12 protein-coding genes and 1 tRNA gene are annotated in these 19,568 nt (G+C 63.1%); 11 read left to right on the forward strand and 2 right to left on the reverse strand.

The features are described 5' to 3' along the window. Positions 1 to 6: 6 nt before the first annotated feature. From CLV45_RS05050 to CLV45_RS05070, 5 genes are all read left to right on the forward strand, one after another. A complete protein-coding gene (locus CLV45_RS05050) occupies positions 7 to 1,107 on the forward strand; it encodes a glycosyltransferase (protein WP_100335297.1) in 1,101 nt (366 codons plus the stop codon). A gap of 77 nt (positions 1,108 to 1,184) precedes the next feature. Further along, positions 1,185 to 1,952 (forward strand): TatD family hydrolase, encoded by a 768-nt coding sequence (locus CLV45_RS05055; protein ID WP_100335298.1) that lies wholly within the window; start codon positions 1,185 to 1,187, stop codon positions 1,950 to 1,952. Positions 1,953 to 2,205: 253 nt separating this feature from the next. Further along, the gene (locus CLV45_RS05060) at positions 2,206 to 3,288 is read left to right on the forward strand and encodes an asparaginase (protein ID WP_100335299.1); all 1,083 of its coding nucleotides are present in this window, start codon (positions 2,206 to 2,208) and stop codon (positions 3,286 to 3,288) included. A gap of 65 nt (positions 3,289 to 3,353) precedes the next feature. Continuing rightward, positions 3,354 to 3,441, forward strand: a tRNA-Ser gene (locus CLV45_RS05065). Between the two features lie 476 nt (positions 3,442 to 3,917). Then, on the forward strand, positions 3,918 to 4,535 hold the full coding sequence (locus tag CLV45_RS05070) for a hypothetical protein (protein ID WP_157807302.1): 618 nt from the start codon (positions 3,918 to 3,920) through the stop codon (positions 4,533 to 4,535). Between the two features lie 164 nt (positions 4,536 to 4,699). On the opposite strand, the gene CLV45_RS05075 is transcribed toward CLV45_RS05070, so the two are convergent. Next, complete coding sequence (locus CLV45_RS05075; protein ID WP_100335301.1) at positions 4,700 to 5,194, reverse strand: hypothetical protein; 495 nt, start codon at positions 5,192 to 5,194, stop codon at positions 4,700 to 4,702. Positions 5,195 to 5,515: 321 nt separating this feature from the next. Here CLV45_RS05075 and CLV45_RS05080 point away from each other — a divergent pair, with 321 nt between their 5' ends. Continuing rightward, the gene (locus tag CLV45_RS05080) at positions 5,516 to 9,016 is read left to right on the forward strand and encodes a PAS domain S-box protein (protein ID WP_157807303.1); all 3,501 of its coding nucleotides are present in this window, start codon (positions 5,516 to 5,518) and stop codon (positions 9,014 to 9,016) included. A gap of 13 nt (positions 9,017 to 9,029) precedes the next feature. On the opposite strand, the gene CLV45_RS05085 is transcribed toward CLV45_RS05080, so the two are convergent. Then, positions 9,030 to 9,740 carry a GAF domain-containing protein gene (locus tag CLV45_RS05085; protein WP_100335303.1) on the reverse strand — a complete coding sequence of 237 codons (711 nt, stop codon included), beginning with the start codon at positions 9,738 to 9,740 and terminating at the stop codon, positions 9,030 to 9,032. 468 nt (positions 9,741 to 10,208) lie between these two features. Between CLV45_RS05085 and CLV45_RS05090 the strand changes: the two genes are divergently transcribed. The 5 genes from CLV45_RS05090 to CLV45_RS05110 all read left to right on the forward strand — a co-directional run bounded on the left by CLV45_RS05090 (position 10,209) and on the right by CLV45_RS05110 (position 19,375). Continuing rightward, positions 10,209 to 13,376, forward strand: coding sequence for a SusC/RagA family TonB-linked outer membrane protein (locus CLV45_RS05090; protein ID WP_100335304.1), 3,168 nt, complete (start codon positions 10,209 to 10,211; stop codon positions 13,374 to 13,376). Positions 13,377 to 13,427: 51 nt separating this feature from the next. Then, on the forward strand, positions 13,428 to 14,960 hold the full coding sequence (locus CLV45_RS05095) for a RagB/SusD family nutrient uptake outer membrane protein (RefSeq protein ID WP_100335305.1): 1,533 nt from the start codon (positions 13,428 to 13,430) through the stop codon (positions 14,958 to 14,960). Positions 14,961 to 15,078: 118 nt separating this feature from the next. Further along, entirely contained in the window at positions 15,079 to 16,146 is a 1,068-nt protein-coding gene (locus tag CLV45_RS05100; protein WP_100335306.1) for a glycoside hydrolase family 43 protein, read from the forward strand. Positions 16,147 to 16,196: 50 nt separating this feature from the next. Continuing rightward, positions 16,197 to 17,888: a family 43 glycosylhydrolase gene (locus CLV45_RS05105; protein ID WP_100335307.1), complete on the forward strand. Its 1,692-nt coding sequence runs from the start codon at positions 16,197 to 16,199 to the stop codon at positions 17,886 to 17,888. A gap of 281 nt (positions 17,889 to 18,169) precedes the next feature. Further along, positions 18,170 to 19,375: an aldose epimerase family protein gene (locus CLV45_RS05110; RefSeq protein WP_245882684.1), complete on the forward strand. Its 1,206-nt coding sequence runs from the start codon at positions 18,170 to 18,172 to the stop codon at positions 19,373 to 19,375. Positions 19,376 to 19,568 lie beyond the last annotated feature (193 nt).

A 19,568-nucleotide genomic window follows, 5' to 3' on the forward strand; every position in this document is an offset into this window, starting at 1 on the left:
GCCCCAATGCTGTTGCTCACCGCCTATTTTACCCTCTGGTTTCTGGTTCTGGCCGCCTCCGCGCTGCTGTTCTGGGTGCGGCGGCGCCCGGCTCCGGCCCCCTTGCCCCAGCCCTGGCCCCGGGTCAGCATCCTCATTGCGGCCCGCAACGAAGAAGCCGCCATTGGCCGCTGCCTGCAAGCCATCCGGCAGCTGAGCTACCCGGCGGAGCTGGTGGAGGTGCTGCTCGGCGACGACGCCTCCACCGACCAGACCCGGGCCGTGGCCCAGGCCGCAATGCAGGGCTACGCCGGCCAGTTTCGCTGCCTTACCATCACCGAGCCGCTGGGCCTGGCCCGGGGCAAGGCCAACGTGCTGGCCCACCTGGCCCGGGCCGCCACCACCGAGTATTTCTGTATCACCGACGCCGATATTGCCGTGCCCACCGGCTGGATTCAGGGTCTGCTGCCCTTTGCCCAGCCCGGCGTCGGCACCGTCACGGGCCTGACCGTGGTGGAGGGCCCGCGCCTGTTCGACCAGCTTCAGGGCCTCGACTGGCTGCAGTCGTTGGGTCTGGTGCAGGTCGTGTCCGACTTCGGGCGGCCCGTCACGGCCATGGGTAATAACATGCTCGTCACGCGGGCGGCCTACGAGGCCACCGGGGGCTACGAGCAGCTGCCGTTTTCGGTCACCGAGGACTACGCCTTGTTTGAGGCCGTGCTACGGCGGGGCTTCACGTTTCGCAACGTGTTTCGGCCCGAAGTGCTGGCTGTTTCGCTGCCCATCAGCACGCCGGCCCGGCTGCTGCACCAGCGGCGGCGCTGGCTGCGGGGTGTGGAGGCCCTGCCGTGGTGGCTGCAGGGCGGGCTGCTGTTCTACGCCGGCTTTTACCCGTTGCTGCTGGTGCTGGCCTGGGTAGCCAGCCCGCTGGCCGCCCTAAGCGTACTGGTGGGCAAAATGCTACTCCAGGGCCTGCTGGCTGCCGCCTGCTACCACCGCGCCGGCCGCCGCCTGTCCTGGCACCTGCTGCCCGCCTTTGAGCTCTACACCATTGCCCTCACCGTCGGCCTGAGCGTATTCCGCTTGTTGCCGCTGTCCTTCGACTGGAAAGGCCGGGCGTATAAGTAAGCTTTCCTACCGCGTAAAAACCGTCGGTTGTCAATAAACGAATAACTGACAACTAGCAACGAACAACGAACAACTACATGCAGCTCACCGATTCCCACGCCCATATCTACTCCGAGCAGTTCAAAACCGACCGGGACGAAGCCCTGCACCGCGCCTACGAGGCCGGCGTCACGACCATCGTTATGCCCAACATCGACCACACCAGCATCGACGGTATGCTCGAAACCGAAGCCCGCTTTCCCCAGCAGTGCTTCTCGATGATGGGCCTGCACCCGTGCTCGGTGGGCAAGGACTTCGAGCGGGAGCTATACCTGGTGGAAGAATGGCTGGGCAAGCGCCCGTTTGCGGCAGTAGGGGAGTGCGGTATCGACCTGTACTGGGACAAAACCACGCTGGCCCAGCAGCAGGAGGCCCTGCGGGTGCAGGTGGCGCTGGCCAAAAAGCACGGCTTACCGCTCGTGCTCCACACCCGGGACGCCTTCCAGGAAACGGCCGATATCATCGAGGCGGCCCAGGACGGCACGCTCACCGGCGTGTTTCACTGCTTCTCGGGCAGCCCGGAAGAAGCGGCCCGGGTGCTGCGGCTGGGCTTTAAGCTGGGCATTGGTGGGGTGGCCACCTTCAAAAACGGCGGGGCCGACAAGTTTCTGCCCGACATTGCCCTGGAGCACCTGCTGCTCGAAACCGACTGCCCTTACCTGGCCCCGGTGCCCCACCGCGGCAAGCGCAACGAGCCGTCCTACCTGCCCCTGATTGCCCGCCGCGTAGCCGAGCTGCTGCGCAAAGACCCCGCGGAAATTGCCGAAGCCACCACCCGCAACGCCCAGGCGCTGTTTAAGTTGTGAAATGGTAAACTTGCTGTTCGGCAGGGGCAACATGCGTGTCATTGCGAGAAACAACGCAATCCGTCCTCTGAAACGGGCTCAGCCTTCTACCTTCTTGACAAGCCTGACGCGTTGTGAAGTAAAAGAGCTTGCTGGTCAAAGGGTGTACCTACCTTCGCAGAGGACGGATTAGCTACGCTGTCCTTCGGTTGCCACGGCTAGGCCTCGCCAGGACTCATTTCCCACATTCCGCACACTCTCCACATTAACCAATATGTCCGTCACGCTGCCCCTTGTTGATATTACGCCGGCCGGCCACGGCGCCCGGCCCGCTACGTCGGTGCTGGTCATCTACACCGGCGGCACGGTGGGCATGGAGTACAACCGGCGCGGGGAGCTGGTGCCCATGAAGTTTGAGCGAATCCGCAAGAAGATGCCCGAGCTGCGGCAGCTCAACATGAACCTCTCGGTGCTGAGCCTGCCCCAGATTATCGACTCGTCTAACGTCACGGCCTCCGACTGGCTGGGGCTGGCCGCTATTATCGAGGAAAACTACGCGCAGTACGACGGATTTGTGGTGCTGCATGGCACCGATACCATGGCCTACTCGGCGGCGGCCCTGAGCTACTTGCTCGAAAACCTGGGCAAGCCGGTCGTCTTTACCGGCTCCCAGGTGCCCGTGGGCCGCATCCGCACCGACGCCCGCCGCAACCTGCTCACGGCCCTCGACATTGCCGCCGCCCGCCACCCCAAAGCCGGCACCGTGCGCGTGCCCGAAGTGTGCGTGTTCTTCAACGACCTGCTGATTCGGGGCAACCGGGCCAAAAAGGTGGAAAGCCAGCAGTACAACGCCTTCCGTAGCGAAAATTACCCGCCCCTGGCCCGGGCCGGCATCGAGGTCGAGTTCAACGACCAGCAGGTACGCCACCTGCCCTCGGCCCGCCTGCGCGTACACCGCCACCTCGACGAGCAGGTCGTGATTCTGAAGCTCTTTCCCGGCATTACCGAGCGGGTGGTGCGGGCCGTGCTGGAGGTGGAAGGCCTGCGCGGTTGCGTGCTCGAAACCTACGGCTCGGGCAATGCGCCCACCGCGCCCTGGTTTTTGCGCTGCCTCGGCGACGCCCACGCCCGCGGCGTACAGATTCTCAACGTGAGCCAGTGCGAGGAGGGCCGCGTAATTCAGGGCCAGTACGAAACCAGCTCCCAACTCACTGACCTGGGCGTCATTGGTGGCGAGGACATCACGGCCGAGGCTGCCATTACCAAGCTCATGTTTGTGCTGGGCCTGGGCCTCGCTCCCCACGAAACGGCCCGTTTGCTGGCCCAGGACCTACGGGGCGAAATATCTTTAGGCTAATTCCAAGTTGCCGGGGCTTGTGTATCCGGAAAAAGGGCCGTTACTTTGCACCCGATTACCGACCCAGAGAGGTGTCCGAGTGGTCGAAGGAGCACGCCTGGAAAGTGTGTATGGCCCAAAAGGTCATCGTGGGTTCGAATCCCATCCTCTCTGCACTAAACCCCGTTTGCACCCCGCAAACGGGGTTTTTGCTTTTTCGAGGTGCATAAGTGGGCGCGTGGTTAGTGGCGCCCGGCTCCGGCCCAAACTCGCGGCGCCGGCCGCCGGCCGTAGCCGCTGGTGCAGAAGCTGCTGGGTTAGCCGCCCGGGCGAAATAATAAAGCAGGGAAATAATCCAGTAAATTGAGCCCCTGGGCTTCTTGCGTTGCTTGTAGCGGTAGCAGTCGGTAGGCCTACGTATTGCTATGAATTACATTGGGATGAAGAACTGGTGCCTTGTGCTGCTTGCCCTACTGGCTTGCGCGAAGCCGAAAAATCAGCAAGGGCCATATCCCCAAAATCCCGCGCTGTCGGATCGGCAGGGGAGTCCCCGGGACACCACCGTCTTTTACTTTCCGGCCGCCGACTCCCTGCATGCTACCTACATTCCCAAAGCCCAGCGGCCCGCGGAGTATGTTATGGATGAGCGTGTGGAAAACTGTACCGCGGAGTTAGTAAGCGCGTCGTATTGCCTGACGTATTTTGACGCGCCCGTGCTGTCGAATTATTACCTGGACGCCGACATCTACCGCTTCCTGTGGCTGCGCTCCTTTCATCGGCCCGTGCTCCTGACGCTGCGGCAAGATGCGCACGGGGCCACGCTCCGCACCCAGCTCCTGGATAAGTATCCGGGTTTTCACACGCTAACTGTATTTCACCCCGACCAGCTAGCGGCGGATGCTACGCCCCAACAAAGGGCCCGCGCCCAGAAATTCTATGAGGAAACAATGGCGGACTCGGCCTTCCAGGCCCAAGTAGCGGAGGCGAAGCGGCGGGCCCGACAAGTAGTGGCCGAAGAAACCACAAGCCGCCTGACGGCGCAGCAGGTCCAGGCCTTTCAAAATTTGCTGACCCAGGCCCAGTTCTGGCAGCTGCCGAGTTGTCAGCCCGCCTTTGTGCTAGATGGGGCCCAATGGCTGCTCGAAGCCCACCAGGCAAACGCCTATCACATGGTCAGTAGAAAGTCGCCCGACGAGGGTGATAAATTTCGCCGGGCCTGCGAGTATCTGATCGAGCTTAGTTCAGTGCGCGCCGAAGAACGGTATTAATATGGCTCCCCGAGCTTAGGCCCGCCCCAATCAACTGCTGAAAGGCTGTCCGTTATGAGTTTGTTCCTGTGCGGCTAAGTACCGGCCGACGAAAAGGGCCAAATGCCGAAGCCCGATTCCGGCCGGGAATCGGGCTTCGAGGAAGCACTCAGGCTGCGCCGGGCTTAGCGCGGGATGGTGTACCGGACGCGGAAGGAGCCGTTGCGAAACTGCAGCAGCTCGCCCTGCTGGCTCCAGCGCTGGTCGCGGCGCAGCGTGGTCTGGAAGCGGCCTTCCACAATGCGCTGCACGGTATCGAGCTGGGTGATTTCCACACTGGGCAGCTCGGCTACGCCGGTCGAGGAATAGCTGTTGACGAGCACGTCGCCACCCACCAGATCCGACCAACCCGCCTCGGCTGGGCCCGCGGGACTCTGGGTGGGAGCGTCGAAATGCAGCCGCAAGTAGGCCTCGGGCTGACTCTGGTAGCCAAATACGTAGAATTTCTTGGTGGCGCGCTCATACACGCCCGTGCCTTCCACCACCCAGGCCTGGTCGTTCTTCTGGGCCCGGACGTAAAACTCGGGCACCACTTCCGGCCCAGCCGATTCTTTCTCACAGGCCGCGGCGCCCAGCAGGAGCAGCGGGCTGATCAGCAACTTAAGTAGCGAAGTTTTCATAGCTAGTAGCTAAGCAGGTTCCCTGGGAAGAGGAAGGCCGCCGCCCAAAGGTTGCAAGCCGGTGCGCATTTAGGGCCCGAAAGTAGGGGCAGCGCGGGGCCGGGCCAGGCCGGATTTAGCCAATTTTGAGCGTTAGTTGTAAATTTGCGGAAGAGCTGAGCTGTAACGAGTTGCTGCCGCGGTGGGCCGGGTGCAAACTATGCTGGGGCCCTAGCTGGGGCAGCTCGGCGGGGTAGGGCTGCCGCCGGGCTGAATGCTGCGTTGCCTAGGGTTCCGGAAAATTATGCTACTTGCCCTTACACCTCCCATTCGTCGATTGTTGTGAACGAGCACTATTCTATTAACTCCACCAACCCCTGGGAGAAGGACGTGCAGTTGGTGCAGCAGGTATTCGACGCGGTGGCCGTGCTGGACCCGCAGGGCCATATTCTGTGGGGCAATGACGGCCTGACCAGCCTGGTGGGCCAGCCGCCGGCCGAGCTGCGGCAGCGCACCGTCTGGGCGGTACTGGGCGGCAGCGGGGCCGGACAGGTGACGGCAACCTACGTGCAGGCGCAGCTGCGGGCCGAAGCTGCCTTCCGCTACGAGGCGCTGCTGCAGCATTCCAATACCTCCGCCCAGTGGGTGCGCGTGCGGGTGCAGCCCTTGCCGGCCTCGGCCGCGCCCGGCCGCTTTGTGGCCCTGGTGGAGCTGCTCACCGATTCCAGCGCCACCCAGCAGGCCCTGGCCGAAAATGAGGTGCGGTTTCGCTACCTGACCGAGCACGTGCCGGGCGTATTGTTTCAGTGGCGCCACAACCACACCACACCCTCGGGCCTGGTCTACATCAGTCCGCGCCTGCGGGAGCTGTTCGGCATCGTGCTCGACAACGACAAGCAGCTCGAGGAGTTTATTCACCCTGACGACCGGCCGCGCTGGAAAGCTGCCCTGCAGCAAGCCGGTAAGGAGGATGGCAGCTGGGCTTTCGAGGGGCGCCTGCTGGTGCCGGGCCAGCCCCTGCGCTGGTTTCGGGGCACGGCCATTCGCTCCCTCTCCGATGCTGAAGGCAGCCTGCACAGCGGTATTCTGGTCGACGTTACGGCCCTGAAGCAGGCCGAAGAAGCATTGCGAGCCAACGAGCAGCGCTGGCAGCTGGCCATGGAGCGGTTCGGCGACGGAGCCTGGGAGTTTAATTATCAAACCGGGGAGGAGTATTTCTCGGCCGCCTACCAGGCCATGCTGGGCTACGAGGAAGCCGAATTTGCCCGGGAGCACCAAAGCTGGCTAACCCACGTGCACCCCGACGACGTTGCCGTCAGCTTGCAGGCCTCCGACGCCTACCTAAGCGGCCGGGAGCCAATTTACTCCGTGGAGCGCCGCCTGCGCTGCCGCAACGGTGAGTACAAATGGGTGCTGACCCGCGGCCTGGTCACCAAATCCGATGCTGAGGGTAAGCCTCTGATCATGACCGGGGTCCACACCGATATTTCGGCCATCAAGGCCGCTAATGCCGCCGTGGAAGCCTCGCGCCTGCGCCTGTCGACCACCATTGCCAACTTCCAGGAGGGTATTCTGCTGGTTGATGAGGACCACCGGGTGATGCTGGCCAACGAGGCCATTTGCCGGCTGTTCAACAGCACCATCACTGGCCCGGAGCTGGTGGGCCTCGACGCCCGGCAGTTTGGGGAGCAGGCCAAAAACCGCCTCCGCGACGAGCAGGAGTTTGTGGCCCGCTACCAACGGCTGATTCAGCAGCAGCAGCTCGCCACGGGCGAAACTTTCGTGCTCAAGGACGGCCGCGTGCTGCAGGGCGACTTTGTGCCCATCCACATCGACGCGCAGTACATCGGCTACCTGTGGAAGTTTCAGGACATCACCGAGCGGCAGATTAGCGAAGACAAGCTGCGCCGCCGCGAGGAAAAGTACCGCAGCATCATCGAGTACATGAAGCTGGGCCTGGTCGAGACGAGCATGGACGGGGTTATTACCTACGTCAACCAGGCGTTCTGCGATATTACCGGCTACGACTTCGACGAGTTTTTGCACCAGCAGGCTATGCAGCGCGTGGTCAGCCCCGATAACCTGCAGCTGCTCACCCAGAAGAATGCCGACCGGGCCCAGGGTATTTCCGACACTTACGAGCTGACTATTACCAGCAAGAGCGGGCAGCGCAAGTGGCTGCTGATCAGTGCGGCCCCGGTTTACAACGACGCCCGGGAAGTGTACGGCTCCATTGGCATCACCCTCGATATCACCGACCGCAAGGAGCTGGAGCACAACCTGCGCCGGGCCAAGGAGGCCGCCGAGGAGTCGGCGCGCAGCAAGGAGCTGTTTCTGGCCAACATGAGCCACGAAATCCGCACGCCCATGAATGCCATTCTGGGCATGGGGCAGCTGCTGGCCAAAACTCCGCTCGACGCCGAGCAGCAAAACTACCTGCGGGCCATTGCCACCTCCGGCGAAAACCTGCTGGTCATCATCAACGACATTCTGGACTTGTCCAAAATCGGGGCCAGCCAGCTCTTTATCGAGCGAATCGGCTTCAGCCTGACGGCCCTGCTCCAACAGATTGAGAAGAGCCTGCACTTCAAAGCCGAGGAAAAAAGCCTGCGCTTCCTGATTCAGGCCGATACCGGCCTGCCCCCGGTGCTGCTCGGCGACCCGTACCGCATCACCCAGGTGCTGCTCAACCTGGCCGGCAACTCCATCAAGTTCACCGAAAAAGGGCAGGTGTCCATCATCTGTGAGCTGGTCGGCCACACTCCGGAGCACGTGGAGCTGCGCTTCACCGTGGCCGACACCGGCATCGGCATCGACGCCGACTTTTTGGGCAACATCTTCCAGGAGTTCAGCCAGGAAGACTCGTCGGTGACCCGCAAGTTTGGGGGCACCGGCCTGGGCCTGAGCATCAGCCGCAGCCTGGTGAACCTGATGGGTGGGGAAATTGACATTGTGAGCCGCAAAAACGAAGGCACCCGCAGCTCGTTTACGCTGCGGCTCGCCATCGGCTCGGAAAAGGACATGCCCCAGAAGGCCCCCATTACCGCCGACATCCGGGAGCGGCTGCGCGGCAAGCGGGTGCTACTCACCGAGGATAACGCCTTCAACCGGCAGATTGCCAAGGGTTTTCTGCAAAACGCGGCCCTGCTCGTGACCGAAGCCGAAAACGGCGCCGTGGCCGTGGAACTGGCCCGCCAGCAAAGCTTCGACCTGATTCTGATGGACGTGCAGATGCCGGTCATGAACGGGCTGGAGGCCACGGCCCAGCTGCGCGAGGAGCTGGGCCTGACCACGCCCATTATTGCCCTGACGGCCAACGCCATTAAAGGGGAGCGGGAAAAATGCCTGCGGGCCGGCATGAACGACTACCTGTCCAAGCCCTTCCAGGAAGATGACCTGCTCAAAGTCATCAGCTACTGGACCCTGGGCGAGCCCCTGGTGGGCAATACCGCGCAGGAGCCGGGCGCCCCGGCCCTGACGGCCCCGCTCTACAACTTGGCTCTGATTTACCAGATTGGGCAGGGCGACCCCGACTTTACGGTGCTCATGCTCGAATCCTTTATCGAGGGGGCCGAAGAAGCGGTGCGCGACTTGCGCCAGGCCCAGCAAACCCAGAACGTGGAATTGCTGCGGGCCACCACCCACAAGCTCAAGCCTAGCCTGGAACACCTGCAGGTGCACTTGCTGCTGCCCGTAGTGCAGCAGCTCGATACCTGGCGCGGCGCCTTCGACCAGGCCCAGCTCACGCCCCTGATTGACCGCACCAGCCACGTGCTGCAACGCCTGATTGCCCACCTGAACGTGGAGCTGCAGGATGCCCGTCCCGGCGTGGAGCCCAGCTAGGCGGCGGGCCGCCCTAGGCCGCTCCCGGCGAGGTATGCCAGGGACCCAGCAAATCCTGCACGCGCCGGGCCGTGTCGTCGGCTTCCTGCCCGATAATCTGCTTTACCCGGCTTACCTCGGCCACGGTAGGCAGGGTGGTTCGCAGCAGGGTGGCGCTCAGGGTTTGCATCCAGCGGATGGCATCCTCGACGGCCTCGTATACCCCGGAGGCAATGGGCGCGCTCTGATTTTCGGCCCGGTTGAGTTCCAGCAGGCTGACCGTGAGGCGGGAGTAGGCTTCGAGCAACCGCTGATCTTCAGGCTTGGGCGCCTGGGGGCAATGATCGGCAATGGCCAGCACGCCGATGTTGAAGCCATCAGCAGTCTTAAGCGGAATGCCGACGAAAAACTGCAGGTTGAGCAGCTCGATTTCCGCCGATTGAATCAACTGGCAGGGCTCCTTTCGCAGATCTTCAAACACCGTGGCTTCGTCCTGCAGAATGGCCACCGAGCACAGGCTGTAGTCACGGGGCAGGTGCTCGGCCCCGGTCCAGCCCGCCGTGTTGCGAAACCACACCGATTCGGCCTCGACCAGGGACAGAAAGGAAATGGGAACCCGGCACAGGGAGGCGGCCAGGGCCACGAGTTCGTCGAAAACCTGCTCGTGCAGGTTGCCCAGGCAGCGGTAGCGGGCCACGGCCCGGAGCCGGGCCGATTCATTACTGGGAATAAGCAGGCTATTCATAAGGAGGTATCAAGCGAATCGGGTAAGTATATGTAAAGTCTAATATAATAGGAAAATGGTTATTTCCTACTCTTGTTGCGGCGGCCGCCAATGTGAGCTGGGCAGTGGGGCCCGGCCACCAAGCGTACCAACCGCGGGTAGGGTAGCTCATGCCCGCGGCTGCCGTTTACGCCCTTGGCAACGGCAGGGCCAGCAGCGTTGTCGCCAGCTGCTTCGACGCCAAAGGAGGATAAAGTAGCGGCAACAATTTGTTGGTTATTTGCTATGATTTCAGTAACCTTACTCAGCAATCTTCGGCGGCGCATCGGCTGATGGCGGCTCTGGCGGAGCAAAAAGGCCTCTGCTGAGCTCAGGAACGGGTTTTCTAACATCACTCTTTTTTTTGCCTCTTTACACAATCGTTTGTGAAATTGATTTACGCACAAACGATTGTGTTACTATCTCTCCAATTCCCACACTCTTTTTTCTATGAAAAAGCCAGTACCCAAAATGGGTCGGATTACCCTTCCGGCTTTGCTCTGCTGCCTACCCCTGCACGCTGCCCTGGCAGAAGCGGCCGGGGTAGTTCTGCCCGCCGCCCGCGCCGTAACGGCCGCGGCGGATATTCCCGTGACCGGCCGCGTGGTGGATGAAAACGGCGCGGGTTTGCCCGGGGTAAACGTGCTGGTCAAGGGCACCGCCATTGGTACCCAAACCGATGCCGACGGCCGCTTCAGCCTGACGGCCCCCGACACGGGCACGTTGGTTTTCTCCTTCGTGGGCTACGCGGCCCGGGAAGTGCCCATCAGCGGATCGGCGCCGCTGAGCGTGAGTCTGGTGCCCGACGCGAAAAGCCTGTCGGAAGTGGTGGTGGTGGGGTATCTGACCCAGGACCGGCAGAACGTGACCAGCGCCGTGAGCAGCCTCGACGTGAAGGAAACTGTGAAGGCCCCGGTGGCTACCATCACCCAGGGCATCCAGGGCCGGGTGTCGGGGGTGCAAGTGCAGAGCTCCGGCGGCCCCGGCGACGCGCCCGTGGTGACCATTCGCGGCATTGGCACGCTGGGCGCGGCCGGCAGCGGCCCGCTCTACGTCATTGACGGGCTGTGGACGGGCAACATCCGGGACCTGAACCCCAACGACATCGAAACCCTGACCGTGCTCAAGGATGCCTCCTCCACGGCCGTGTACGGGTCGAGCGGGGCCAACGGCGTGGTGCTGATTACGACCAAAAAGGGCAAATCGGGCCGGCCTTCCATTAGCTTTAACGGCTACACCGGCGTGGAACAGGTGTACAAGCGCTACAACCTGACCAACGCCAGCGACTGGGCCGACCGGGCCGTGCAGGCCTACCAGAACGCCGGCCTGGACCCGCTCAACAACGGGCAGAACAGCCTGGCCGGGGCCGTGAAGGGGCCGGGCGGAGCTTTCAACCCCGCAATTGACACCGACTGGCAACAGGAGTTTTTCCAGACCGGTAAAATCGAGGACTACAACCTGACGTTTTCGGGCGGCTCCAGCGCCGATAAAAGCGCCAGCAATTTTCTGATTTCGGGCGACTATTTCCACCAGGAAGGCATTGTGCAGGGGCCCGACTTCAAGCGCTACAGCCTGCGCCTGAACTCGGGGCTGACCCGCGGCCGGTTCAAATTCCAGGAAAACGCGCAGTTCACCCACCTGGGCGTGACCCTGCTCAACGGGGTGCCGTTTATCGACGTGCTGACGATGCTGCCCAGCATTCCGGTGTATGACCCGGCCAACGAGGGCGGCTTCGGAATTGGCTCGCCCACGCTCAACACCTTCGCCACCAATCCCATCGGGGCCCAGCAGCTGCTGCGCCGCACCCAGTCGGACAACCGGCTGGCCGGCAACGTCAGCGCCGACGTGTCCATCTTCGACTTTCTGAGCTACCGGCTCAACGCGGCCATGGACGGCCACACCTACAGCAACGCCGACGCCCAGCAGTCGGGCATTATCCGGCAGAATACCCGCATCAACACCTCCTCGCTCAACGAGTTTCTGGGCTACGACGTGTTTTTGATGGCCGAAAACACGCTCAACTTCAACCGGGCCTTCGGCGACCACCACGTGAATGTGGTGCTGGGCTACTCCGAGCAGCGCTACCTGCAGCACAACGTGCAGGCCGGCACCCAGGGCTTTACCAGCGTGCCGCAGTACTACTTCGAACTCAGCGCCGGCCGCGACAAAGGCATTATCAACGGCACGTCGACGGAAAACTCCAAGCGGTCCTTCTTTGCCCAGGCCACGTACGACTTCAAGAACCGCTACCTGTTTTCGCTCAGCGGGCGGCGCGATGGGTCGTCGCGCTTCCGGTCGGAAAACCGCTGGGGCAACTTCGGGGCGGCTTCCCTGGGCTGGCGCATCAGCGAGGAAGACTTCTTCAAGAACGCCCTGCCGATGGTCAACAACCTGAAGCTGCGCGCCAGCTACGGCGGCAACGGCAACGACGCCCTGTTTGGCTCCTACGGCGGCAACTACCTGACCACGCCCATCATCGGGCAGAATGTGAACTACGTCATTGGCACCGACCAGCGCATCGTCAACGGCTCGACCCAGCTGGCCCTGGCCAGCCCCGACCTGCAGTGGGAGGAGCGCTACACCAAGAATGCGGGCCTGGACCTGAGCGTGCTGGACAACCGCCTGAGCGTGTCGGCCGACTACTACGTGGCCGAAACCCGCAAGGCCCTGGCCCCGGTGCAGGTGCCAACCTACCTGGGTCACTTCGGCGACATTCTGTACCAGAACGCCGGTAACATCGAAAACCGGGGCTTTGAGCTGGCCCTGGGCTACCACGAAAACCGCCAGGCCTTCACCTACGGCGCCGACTTTACCCTGACCACCATCCGCAACCGGGTAACGGCCGTGCCGGTGAAAGGCACCGCCTTCGAGGGCGGCGAGGGTGTGACCCGCTCCGAGCTGGGCACGTCGTTGGGCGAGTTTTTCCTGATTCCCTTCGAGGGCATTTTCCAGTCGAAAGAGGAAGTGCTGAACTACAAGAGCGCCACTGGCACCGTGATTCAGCCCTACGCCTCGCCCGGCGACGTGCGCTACCGCGACGTGAACAACGACGGCAAGATTGACAACGCCGACCGCACCTACGTGGGCTCGGCCATTCCCAAGCTGCAGATGGGCCTGAACCTGACCGCGGCCTACAAGGGCTTCGACTTCTCGCTGTTTTTGCAGAGTGCCACCGGCAATAAGGTGTATAACACGGCCCGGGTATTCCTGGAAAGCTACAACGGGCCCAACAACTACAACGCCGACGTGACGCCCTGGAGCCCCTCGAACCCGAGCTCCACCACGCCCCGCCTGCTGCAGGGTGGGGGCCTCGGTGACCTGGGTGTGGCCGCCGCCTCCAATGCCCGCTTCAACTCGACGCGGTGGCTGGAAGACGGCTCCTACCTGCGCCTGAAAAACATTCAGCTGGGCTACACTTTGCCCCAGAGCCTGACCAGCAAGGTCTCGGGCCTGGGCAGTGTGCGCCTCTACGTGACGGGCCGCAACGTGGTGACCTTCACCAAGTACACCGGCTTCGACCCGGAAACGACCGGCACGGGCTTCTACAGCCGCGGCGTGGACAACAGCGCCTACCCGAACGTGCGCAGCTTCACCGGCGGCCTGCAGGTCAACTTCTAAACTGTTCGGGACCCCCGGTCCCGGCTCACCCGACTTTTCTTCGCCTTTCGTATGAAATTCCCCAAACTACCCGCGCTGCTGCTCACCGGCAGCCTGCTCGTGGCCACTGGCTGCGAAAAGGATTTGCTCGATAAAACCAACCCCAACGCCCCATCGACGGCCCAGTTCTGGAAAACCCAGGACGATGCCGTGAAAAGCGTGTACGCCTGCTACTCGGGCCTGCAGCAGTTTGCCTGCTACTACCGCAGCTGGCACTTTATGGCCCACCGCTCCGACGAGTCCTACAGCCAGAGCCCCTTCGTGGAGCTGGCCAACTTCACCCGCTTCATTACCCCCGACAATAACTTTTTCATTTCGTCCTTTGCCTGGAACGACTATTACCGGACCATTTTCCGCACGAATCAGGTGCTGACTCACGTGCCGGAAATTCCGATGGACGAGACGCTCAAGCAGCAGCTGCTGGGCGAGGCGCGCTTCGTGCGGGCCTTGTCGTACTTCGATTTGGTGTATTTCTTCGGCAACATTCCGCTGATTCTGACCGAGCCCACCGTGACGACCCGCGCCCCGCAGGCCCCGCCGGAGCAGGTAGAGGCCCAGATTATTGCCGACCTGCAGGCCGCCATTCCAAGCCTGCCGGTGTCGTACTCCGACGCGGAGAAGGGCCGCGCCACCCGCGGGGCGGCCCAGGCCCTGCTGGCCAAGGTGTACATGCAGCAGCACAAGTACACCGAGGCTTCGGCCCTGTTTGCCCAGATAATGAGCTCGGGGCAGTACGATTTGGTGCCCAATTACCTCGACAACTTCACCGACGCCAACGAAAATAACCGCGAATCGGTGTTCGAGGTGCAGTTTACGGGCGCCGTGCTGGAAGTAGGGCAGGGGCAGGACAATGCTTCCTCCTCGGAAAGCCACGACCGGCCCAACTTTTTCGGTCCTCCCGGCCCCACTTTCGCCGACGTGCAGCCCCGCCGCTGGCTGCTCGACGAGTACAAGGACTCGACCGTGGCGCTGGCGCCCGGCAGCAGCACCAAGCACCTGATTGACCCCCGCCGCGACATCAGCCTGATTCACGCCGGCAACCCGGGCCGCTTCTACGGCAAGACCTTCGCCGAGTGGAACTGGAACCCCAGCCAGCAGTACTGGCGCAAGTACCTCAACGACCGGACCCGCACCGACGAGAACTTTACCTCCGGCATCAACCACCGCGTGATTCGCTTCGCCGACGTGCTGCTGATGCAGGCTGAGGCTCTCAACGAGCTGGGCCGGCCCCAGGACGCGCTGCCGTTGGTGAACCGGGTGCGGCAACGGGCTTCCGTAAACCTGGCCCCGCTGACCGGCACGTACACCCGGGAATCGTTGCGGCCCCTGATTCGCAGTGAGCGGGCCAAGGAGCTGGCCGGCGAGGGCACCCGCTGGTTCGACATTCTGCGCTGGGGCTTGCTGGACAACCAGGCCGGCATCGACGAGCTCAAGGGCCGGGACCCGGACTTCACCAACTTCCGTCTGGGTATCTCCAAGCTGCTGCCCATTCCGCAGCGCGACCTGGACATTGACCCCAGCGTGAAGCAGAACCCGGGCTACTAACCAAGTGAGGCTATAACCCCACCGGCCGACAGCCGCTGCCCCCGCGCTGGGAGCGGCTGTCGTGCTTCGGGGCCCGGTGCCGGCGCACAAGAATTATGGATCTGACCAGTTGCTGCCAATGATAAATCTGAACCTGAACCCGGGGCGGCTGCTGCCGGCGCTGCTGCTGCTGGGACTGGGCTGCACAAGCGGGGAAGCTCCTGCTTCGGGCCCCACGCCGCCCCCGGCTACGGCCTCCACCTTTACCAACCCGCTGCTGCCCTCCGGCCCCGACCCCTGGGTGTACCAGAAAGACGGCTTTTACTACTACCTGCACACGACCAATACCAGCCTGCGCATCTGGAAAACGGCCAAGATGTCGGACCTGGGCCAGACTTCCAGCGTGCAGGCCTGGGCCCCGCCGCCCAGCGGACCGGCCTCGGGCAACCTCTGGGCCCCCGAGTTGCACTTCCTGGACGGCAAGTGGTACATCTACTACTCGGCCGGCCCCGCCGGGCCCGACCTGGGCCAGCAGCGGACCTGGGTGCTGGAAAACCCGGCCGCCGACCCCACCACCGGCACCTGGACCGACAAAGGCCGCCTGTTCAGCCCCGCGGCCGACTTCTGGGCCATCGACGGGACGGTACTCGAGCAGAATGGCCGACGCTACTTCATCTGGTCGGGCCACAACGGGCAGGACGGCGTGCAGCGCATCTACATCTCCGAAATGAGCAACCCCTGGACGCTCACCGGGCCGCGCGTAGAACTCTCGCACCCGGAGTACAGCTGGGAAAATGTGGGCCCGCCCTTCGTCAATGAAGGCCCCGAAATCCTCAAGCACGGCGACAAAACCTTTCTGGTGTACTCGGCCAGCTTCTGCGGCACCGACCAGTACGCGCTGGGCATGCTCACGGCCGCCGCCACCGCCGACCCGCTGCGGCCCGCCTCCTGGACGAAGTCGGCCAAGCCGGTGTTTGCCCAGAGCCCCGCCGCCCGGGCCTACGCCACGGGCCACAACTCGTTCTTCAAGTCGAAGGACGGGCTTGAAGACTGGATTATTTACCACGCCAACTCCAACCCCAACGAGGGCTGCGTGGAAAAGCGCAACCCGCGCATGCAGAAGTTTACCTGGAACCCCGACGGTACCCCCAACTTCGGCGTGCCCGCGCCCATCAACACGGCCCTGCCCAAGCCCGGCGGCGAATAACCCCGCCGCCCGACCCGCTTCCTTTTCCTCTCCCCAAATTCCCACTGGCTATGCTTTTTCCCCTACTCCGATTTCGCCCGCATACCGGCCGGGCGCTGACTTTTCTTATCGTGCTGCTCACCCTGCTGGCCCGGCCCCAGGCCCGGGCTCTGCAGGGCCTCACCGGCGTCCACGACCCGTCGACCATCGTCAAGGAAGGCAACAAATACTGGGTTTTTGCCACCGGGCAGGGCATTTACAGCATGTACTCCACCGACTTGGTCAACTGGACGCCCGGGCCGCGGGCCGTGTTCGTGAACAACGCCTACCCGAGCTGGATCAACACCAAGGTGCCGGGCTTTACCGGCAATTTCTGGGCCCCGGAGTGCGTGTTTCGCAACGGCAAGTACTACCTCTACTATTCCTGCTCCACGTTCGGCTCCAAGGTGTCGGCCATCGGGCTGGCTACCAACGTGACGCTGGACCCCACCAGCCCCAACTACCGCTGGGAAGACCAGGGCGAGGTCGTTTCCTCTACTTCCAGCAGCGCCGCCAACGCCATTGACCCGGCCGTTTTCCAGGATTCCAACGGGGACGTGTGGCTAACCTACGGCTCGTTTTTCGGGGGCCTGCGCAGCACTCAGCTCCACGCCACCACCGGCAAGCCCCTGGGCACCACCACCTACGCGCTGGCCAACGGCGACGTGGAAGCCGCCTGCCTGACCAAGCAAGGCGCTTTTTACTACCTCTTTATCAACCGCGGAGCCTGCTGCAATGGCCTCAACAGCACCTACCACATTCGGGTGGGCCGCTCCAGTAGCGTTACCGGGCCGTTTGTGGACCAGAGTGGCGTCGATTTGAACAGTAACGGCGGCACCCTGGTGCTGGGCAGCGGGGGCCGCTACATCGGACCCGGCCACGCGGGCATCTTCACCGAGGGCGGCGTCAGCTACTTTTCCCACCACTACTACGACGGCGACGATAACGGCGCCCCCAAGCTCAGCCTGGCCCGGCTCACATGGAGCGCGGCCGGCTGGCCCGTAGTCAGCCGCGACTGGGTGACGGCGGGCCGCTACGAAATCAAGAACCAGAACAGCAACCTGATCTGGGACGCCTGGGGCTGCACCGGCGCTTCGGGCCAGATGATTGCCCAGGGCACCCCGGCCGGGCTCGACTGCCAGCGCTGGGACTTCACGGCCCTGGGCAACGGCGAGTACAAAATTACTAATGCCCTGGGCGGGCTGGCCGCCGACGTGGCCGGCTGCTCGGCCGTGGCCGGGGCCAAGCTCCAGCTCTTTGCCTACAGCGGGGCCAACTGCCAGCGTTTCCGCATCGACCGGGCCAACGATGGTACCCTGGTGCTGGCCTCGGCCAACGGCAACCGGGTAGTGGAGGTGCCCAACGCGGCTACCACGGCCGGGCAGCAGCTGGGGTTGTGGGATTACAACGGCTGCGCCTGCCAGCACTGGAGCCTGACGGCCGTGGGCGGCACCCTGGCTACGGCCGGCAGCCAGCAGCTGTCCGGCGTGAGCCTGTACCCGGTGCCGGCCCCGCGTTCGGGCTTCACCATTGCGCTGGCCACCACGGAAGCCGGCCCCACGCGCGTGAGCGTAGCCGATGTGGCGGGGCGCATTCTGTACCAGGGCGAGTTTGGGGCCCAGCAGCAACGGCTGACGGTGGCCGCGGCCTTGCCGGCTGGTTTGTATGTAGTGCGCGTGGAGCGCGGCGGCCGCACGGCAACGCAGAAAGTGATGGTGCAGTAACTAGATGACTGGCCGCAGAGAAGGAGGCAGAATGACGGAACACAATACTCGCACAAACGATTGTGTGAATCCGAAAACTTTATCTACTTTACGCACCTAATCACGCTGCACCAACCCGGAACAGCGCACCGGTGAAAAGCCTTTGGTTGGTGCAGTGTGTTGTCTGTGAAGATGATATACGCGGGTAAGGGTTGCACAATCCTTTGTTTTGAATAATGTCCCTAAGGAGTACTAGTGCTCGTTTTCATGGTTCTGTTTCCGCTCTACCTTTTTCCCCACTCATGACTAACGCTAAAAATACGGCCGGCCGAATGCTCGGGGGCATGATTGCCGTGACCGGATTGCTGACCCTGGCCGCCTGCAACCAAACTACTTCTTCCGAGCAGCCGGCCGCTGGTGCGTCTACCCCCGCGGCCGACTCGACGGCTACGCCACCGGCGGCTCCCACTTCCGCATCATTCGGCAAAACTTCGGACGGGACCGAGGTGCAGCTCTACACGCTGACCAACGCCCACGGCCTGAAAGCCACCATCAGCACCTACGGCGGCATCGTGACCAGCCTGCTCGTGCCCGACAAGGCCGGTACGCTCGGCGACGTCGTGCTGGGTTTCGACAACGTGAGTGGCTACCAGAGCCCCGAGTACCAGAAAGCCGGGCCCTACTTCGGCGCGTTGATCGGGCGCTACGGCAACCGCATTGCCAAGGGGCAGTTTACCCTGGAGGGCCAGCAATATACGCTGGCCAAGAACAACGGGCCCAACCACCTGCACGGCGGGCTCAAGGGCTTCGACAAGGTTATCTGGCAGGCCGAGCCCGGCACCTCGGCCCAGGGCCAGAGCCTGAAGCTGACCTACCTGAGCAAGGACGGGGAAGAAGGCTACCCCGGCAACCTGCGTGTGACGGTGACCTACACGCTGACCACGACCGACGAGCTGCGCATCGACTACACCGCCACCACCGACAAAGCCACGCCCGTCAATTTGACCAACCACAGCTACTTCAACCTCAGCGCCGGCCAGAGCAAAGACGTGCTAGGCCACCAAGTGCGCCTGGCCGCCGACAAATACACCGTTGTGGATGCCGACCTGATTCCGACCGGGGAGCTGCGCGCCGTGAAGGGGACGCCTTTCGACTTTACTACGCCCCACGCCATTGGGGAGCGGATTGCGCAGGTGCCCGGTGGCTACGACCACAACTGGGTCCTGAACCAACCCACCGGGATGCACCCGGCGGCCACGGTGCACGAGCCCACCTCGGGCCGCACCATGACGGTAACGACCACCGAGCCCGGCATCCAGTTCTACACCGGCAACTTCCTGGCCGGCACGCTCACGGGCAAGGGCGGCACGGTCTACGGTAAGCACGCGGGCTTCTGCCTCGAAACCCAGCACTTCCCCGATTCGCCCAACCAGCCCACATTCCCCAGCACCACGCTGCAGCCCGGCCAGACTCTGCAGTCGACTACCAGCTACAGGTTTTCCTGGTAGGGGCGCGTTGCCCGCGCCGGGTCGTTGTTTTTCCTGTCCATAACCACGTAGCCGAGCGTTGTTGCCCGTCCCCGCCGCTGCAAGGAGCCGCCTATTTCGGCAGTAAGCTTCCGCAACCCCAGACCAACCTTGGAAGAGGGGAATTAGTAATACTCCTGCCTCATTTCCGGGCGCGGCGGGCACAGGGCCGGTC

This window comes from Hymenobacter chitinivorans DSM 11115, from assembly GCF_002797555.1.
GTDB lineage: Bacteria > Bacteroidota > Bacteroidia > Cytophagales > Hymenobacteraceae > Hymenobacter > Hymenobacter chitinivorans.

Bases quoted from the DNA above. Each gene is read 5' to 3' on its own strand.
- CLV45_RS05050 (WP_100335297.1), top strand. From the start codon at position 7: ATGCTGTTGCTCACCGCCTATTTTACCCTCTGGTTTCTGGTTCTGGCC.
- CLV45_RS05055 (WP_100335298.1), top strand. From the start codon at position 1,185: ATGCAGCTCACCGATTCCCACGCCCATATCTACTCCGAGCAGTTCAAA.
- CLV45_RS05060 (WP_100335299.1), top strand. From the start codon at position 2,206: ATGTCCGTCACGCTGCCCCTTGTTGATATTACGCCGGCCGGCCACGGC.
- CLV45_RS05075 (WP_100335301.1), bottom strand. From the start codon at position 5,194: ATGAAAACTTCGCTACTTAAGTTGCTGATCAGCCCGCTGCTCCTGCTG.
- CLV45_RS05085 (WP_100335303.1), bottom strand. From the start codon at position 9,740: ATGAATAGCCTGCTTATTCCCAGTAATGAATCGGCCCGGCTCCGGGCC.
- CLV45_RS05090 (WP_100335304.1), top strand. From the start codon at position 10,209: ATGAAAAAGCCAGTACCCAAAATGGGTCGGATTACCCTTCCGGCTTTG.
- CLV45_RS05095 (WP_100335305.1), top strand. From the start codon at position 13,428: ATGAAATTCCCCAAACTACCCGCGCTGCTGCTCACCGGCAGCCTGCTC.
- CLV45_RS05100 (WP_100335306.1), top strand. From the start codon at position 15,079: ATGATAAATCTGAACCTGAACCCGGGGCGGCTGCTGCCGGCGCTGCTG.
- CLV45_RS05105 (WP_100335307.1), top strand. From the start codon at position 16,197: ATGCTTTTTCCCCTACTCCGATTTCGCCCGCATACCGGCCGGGCGCTG.
- CLV45_RS05110 (WP_245882684.1), top strand. From the start codon at position 18,170: ATGACTAACGCTAAAAATACGGCCGGCCGAATGCTCGGGGGCATGATT.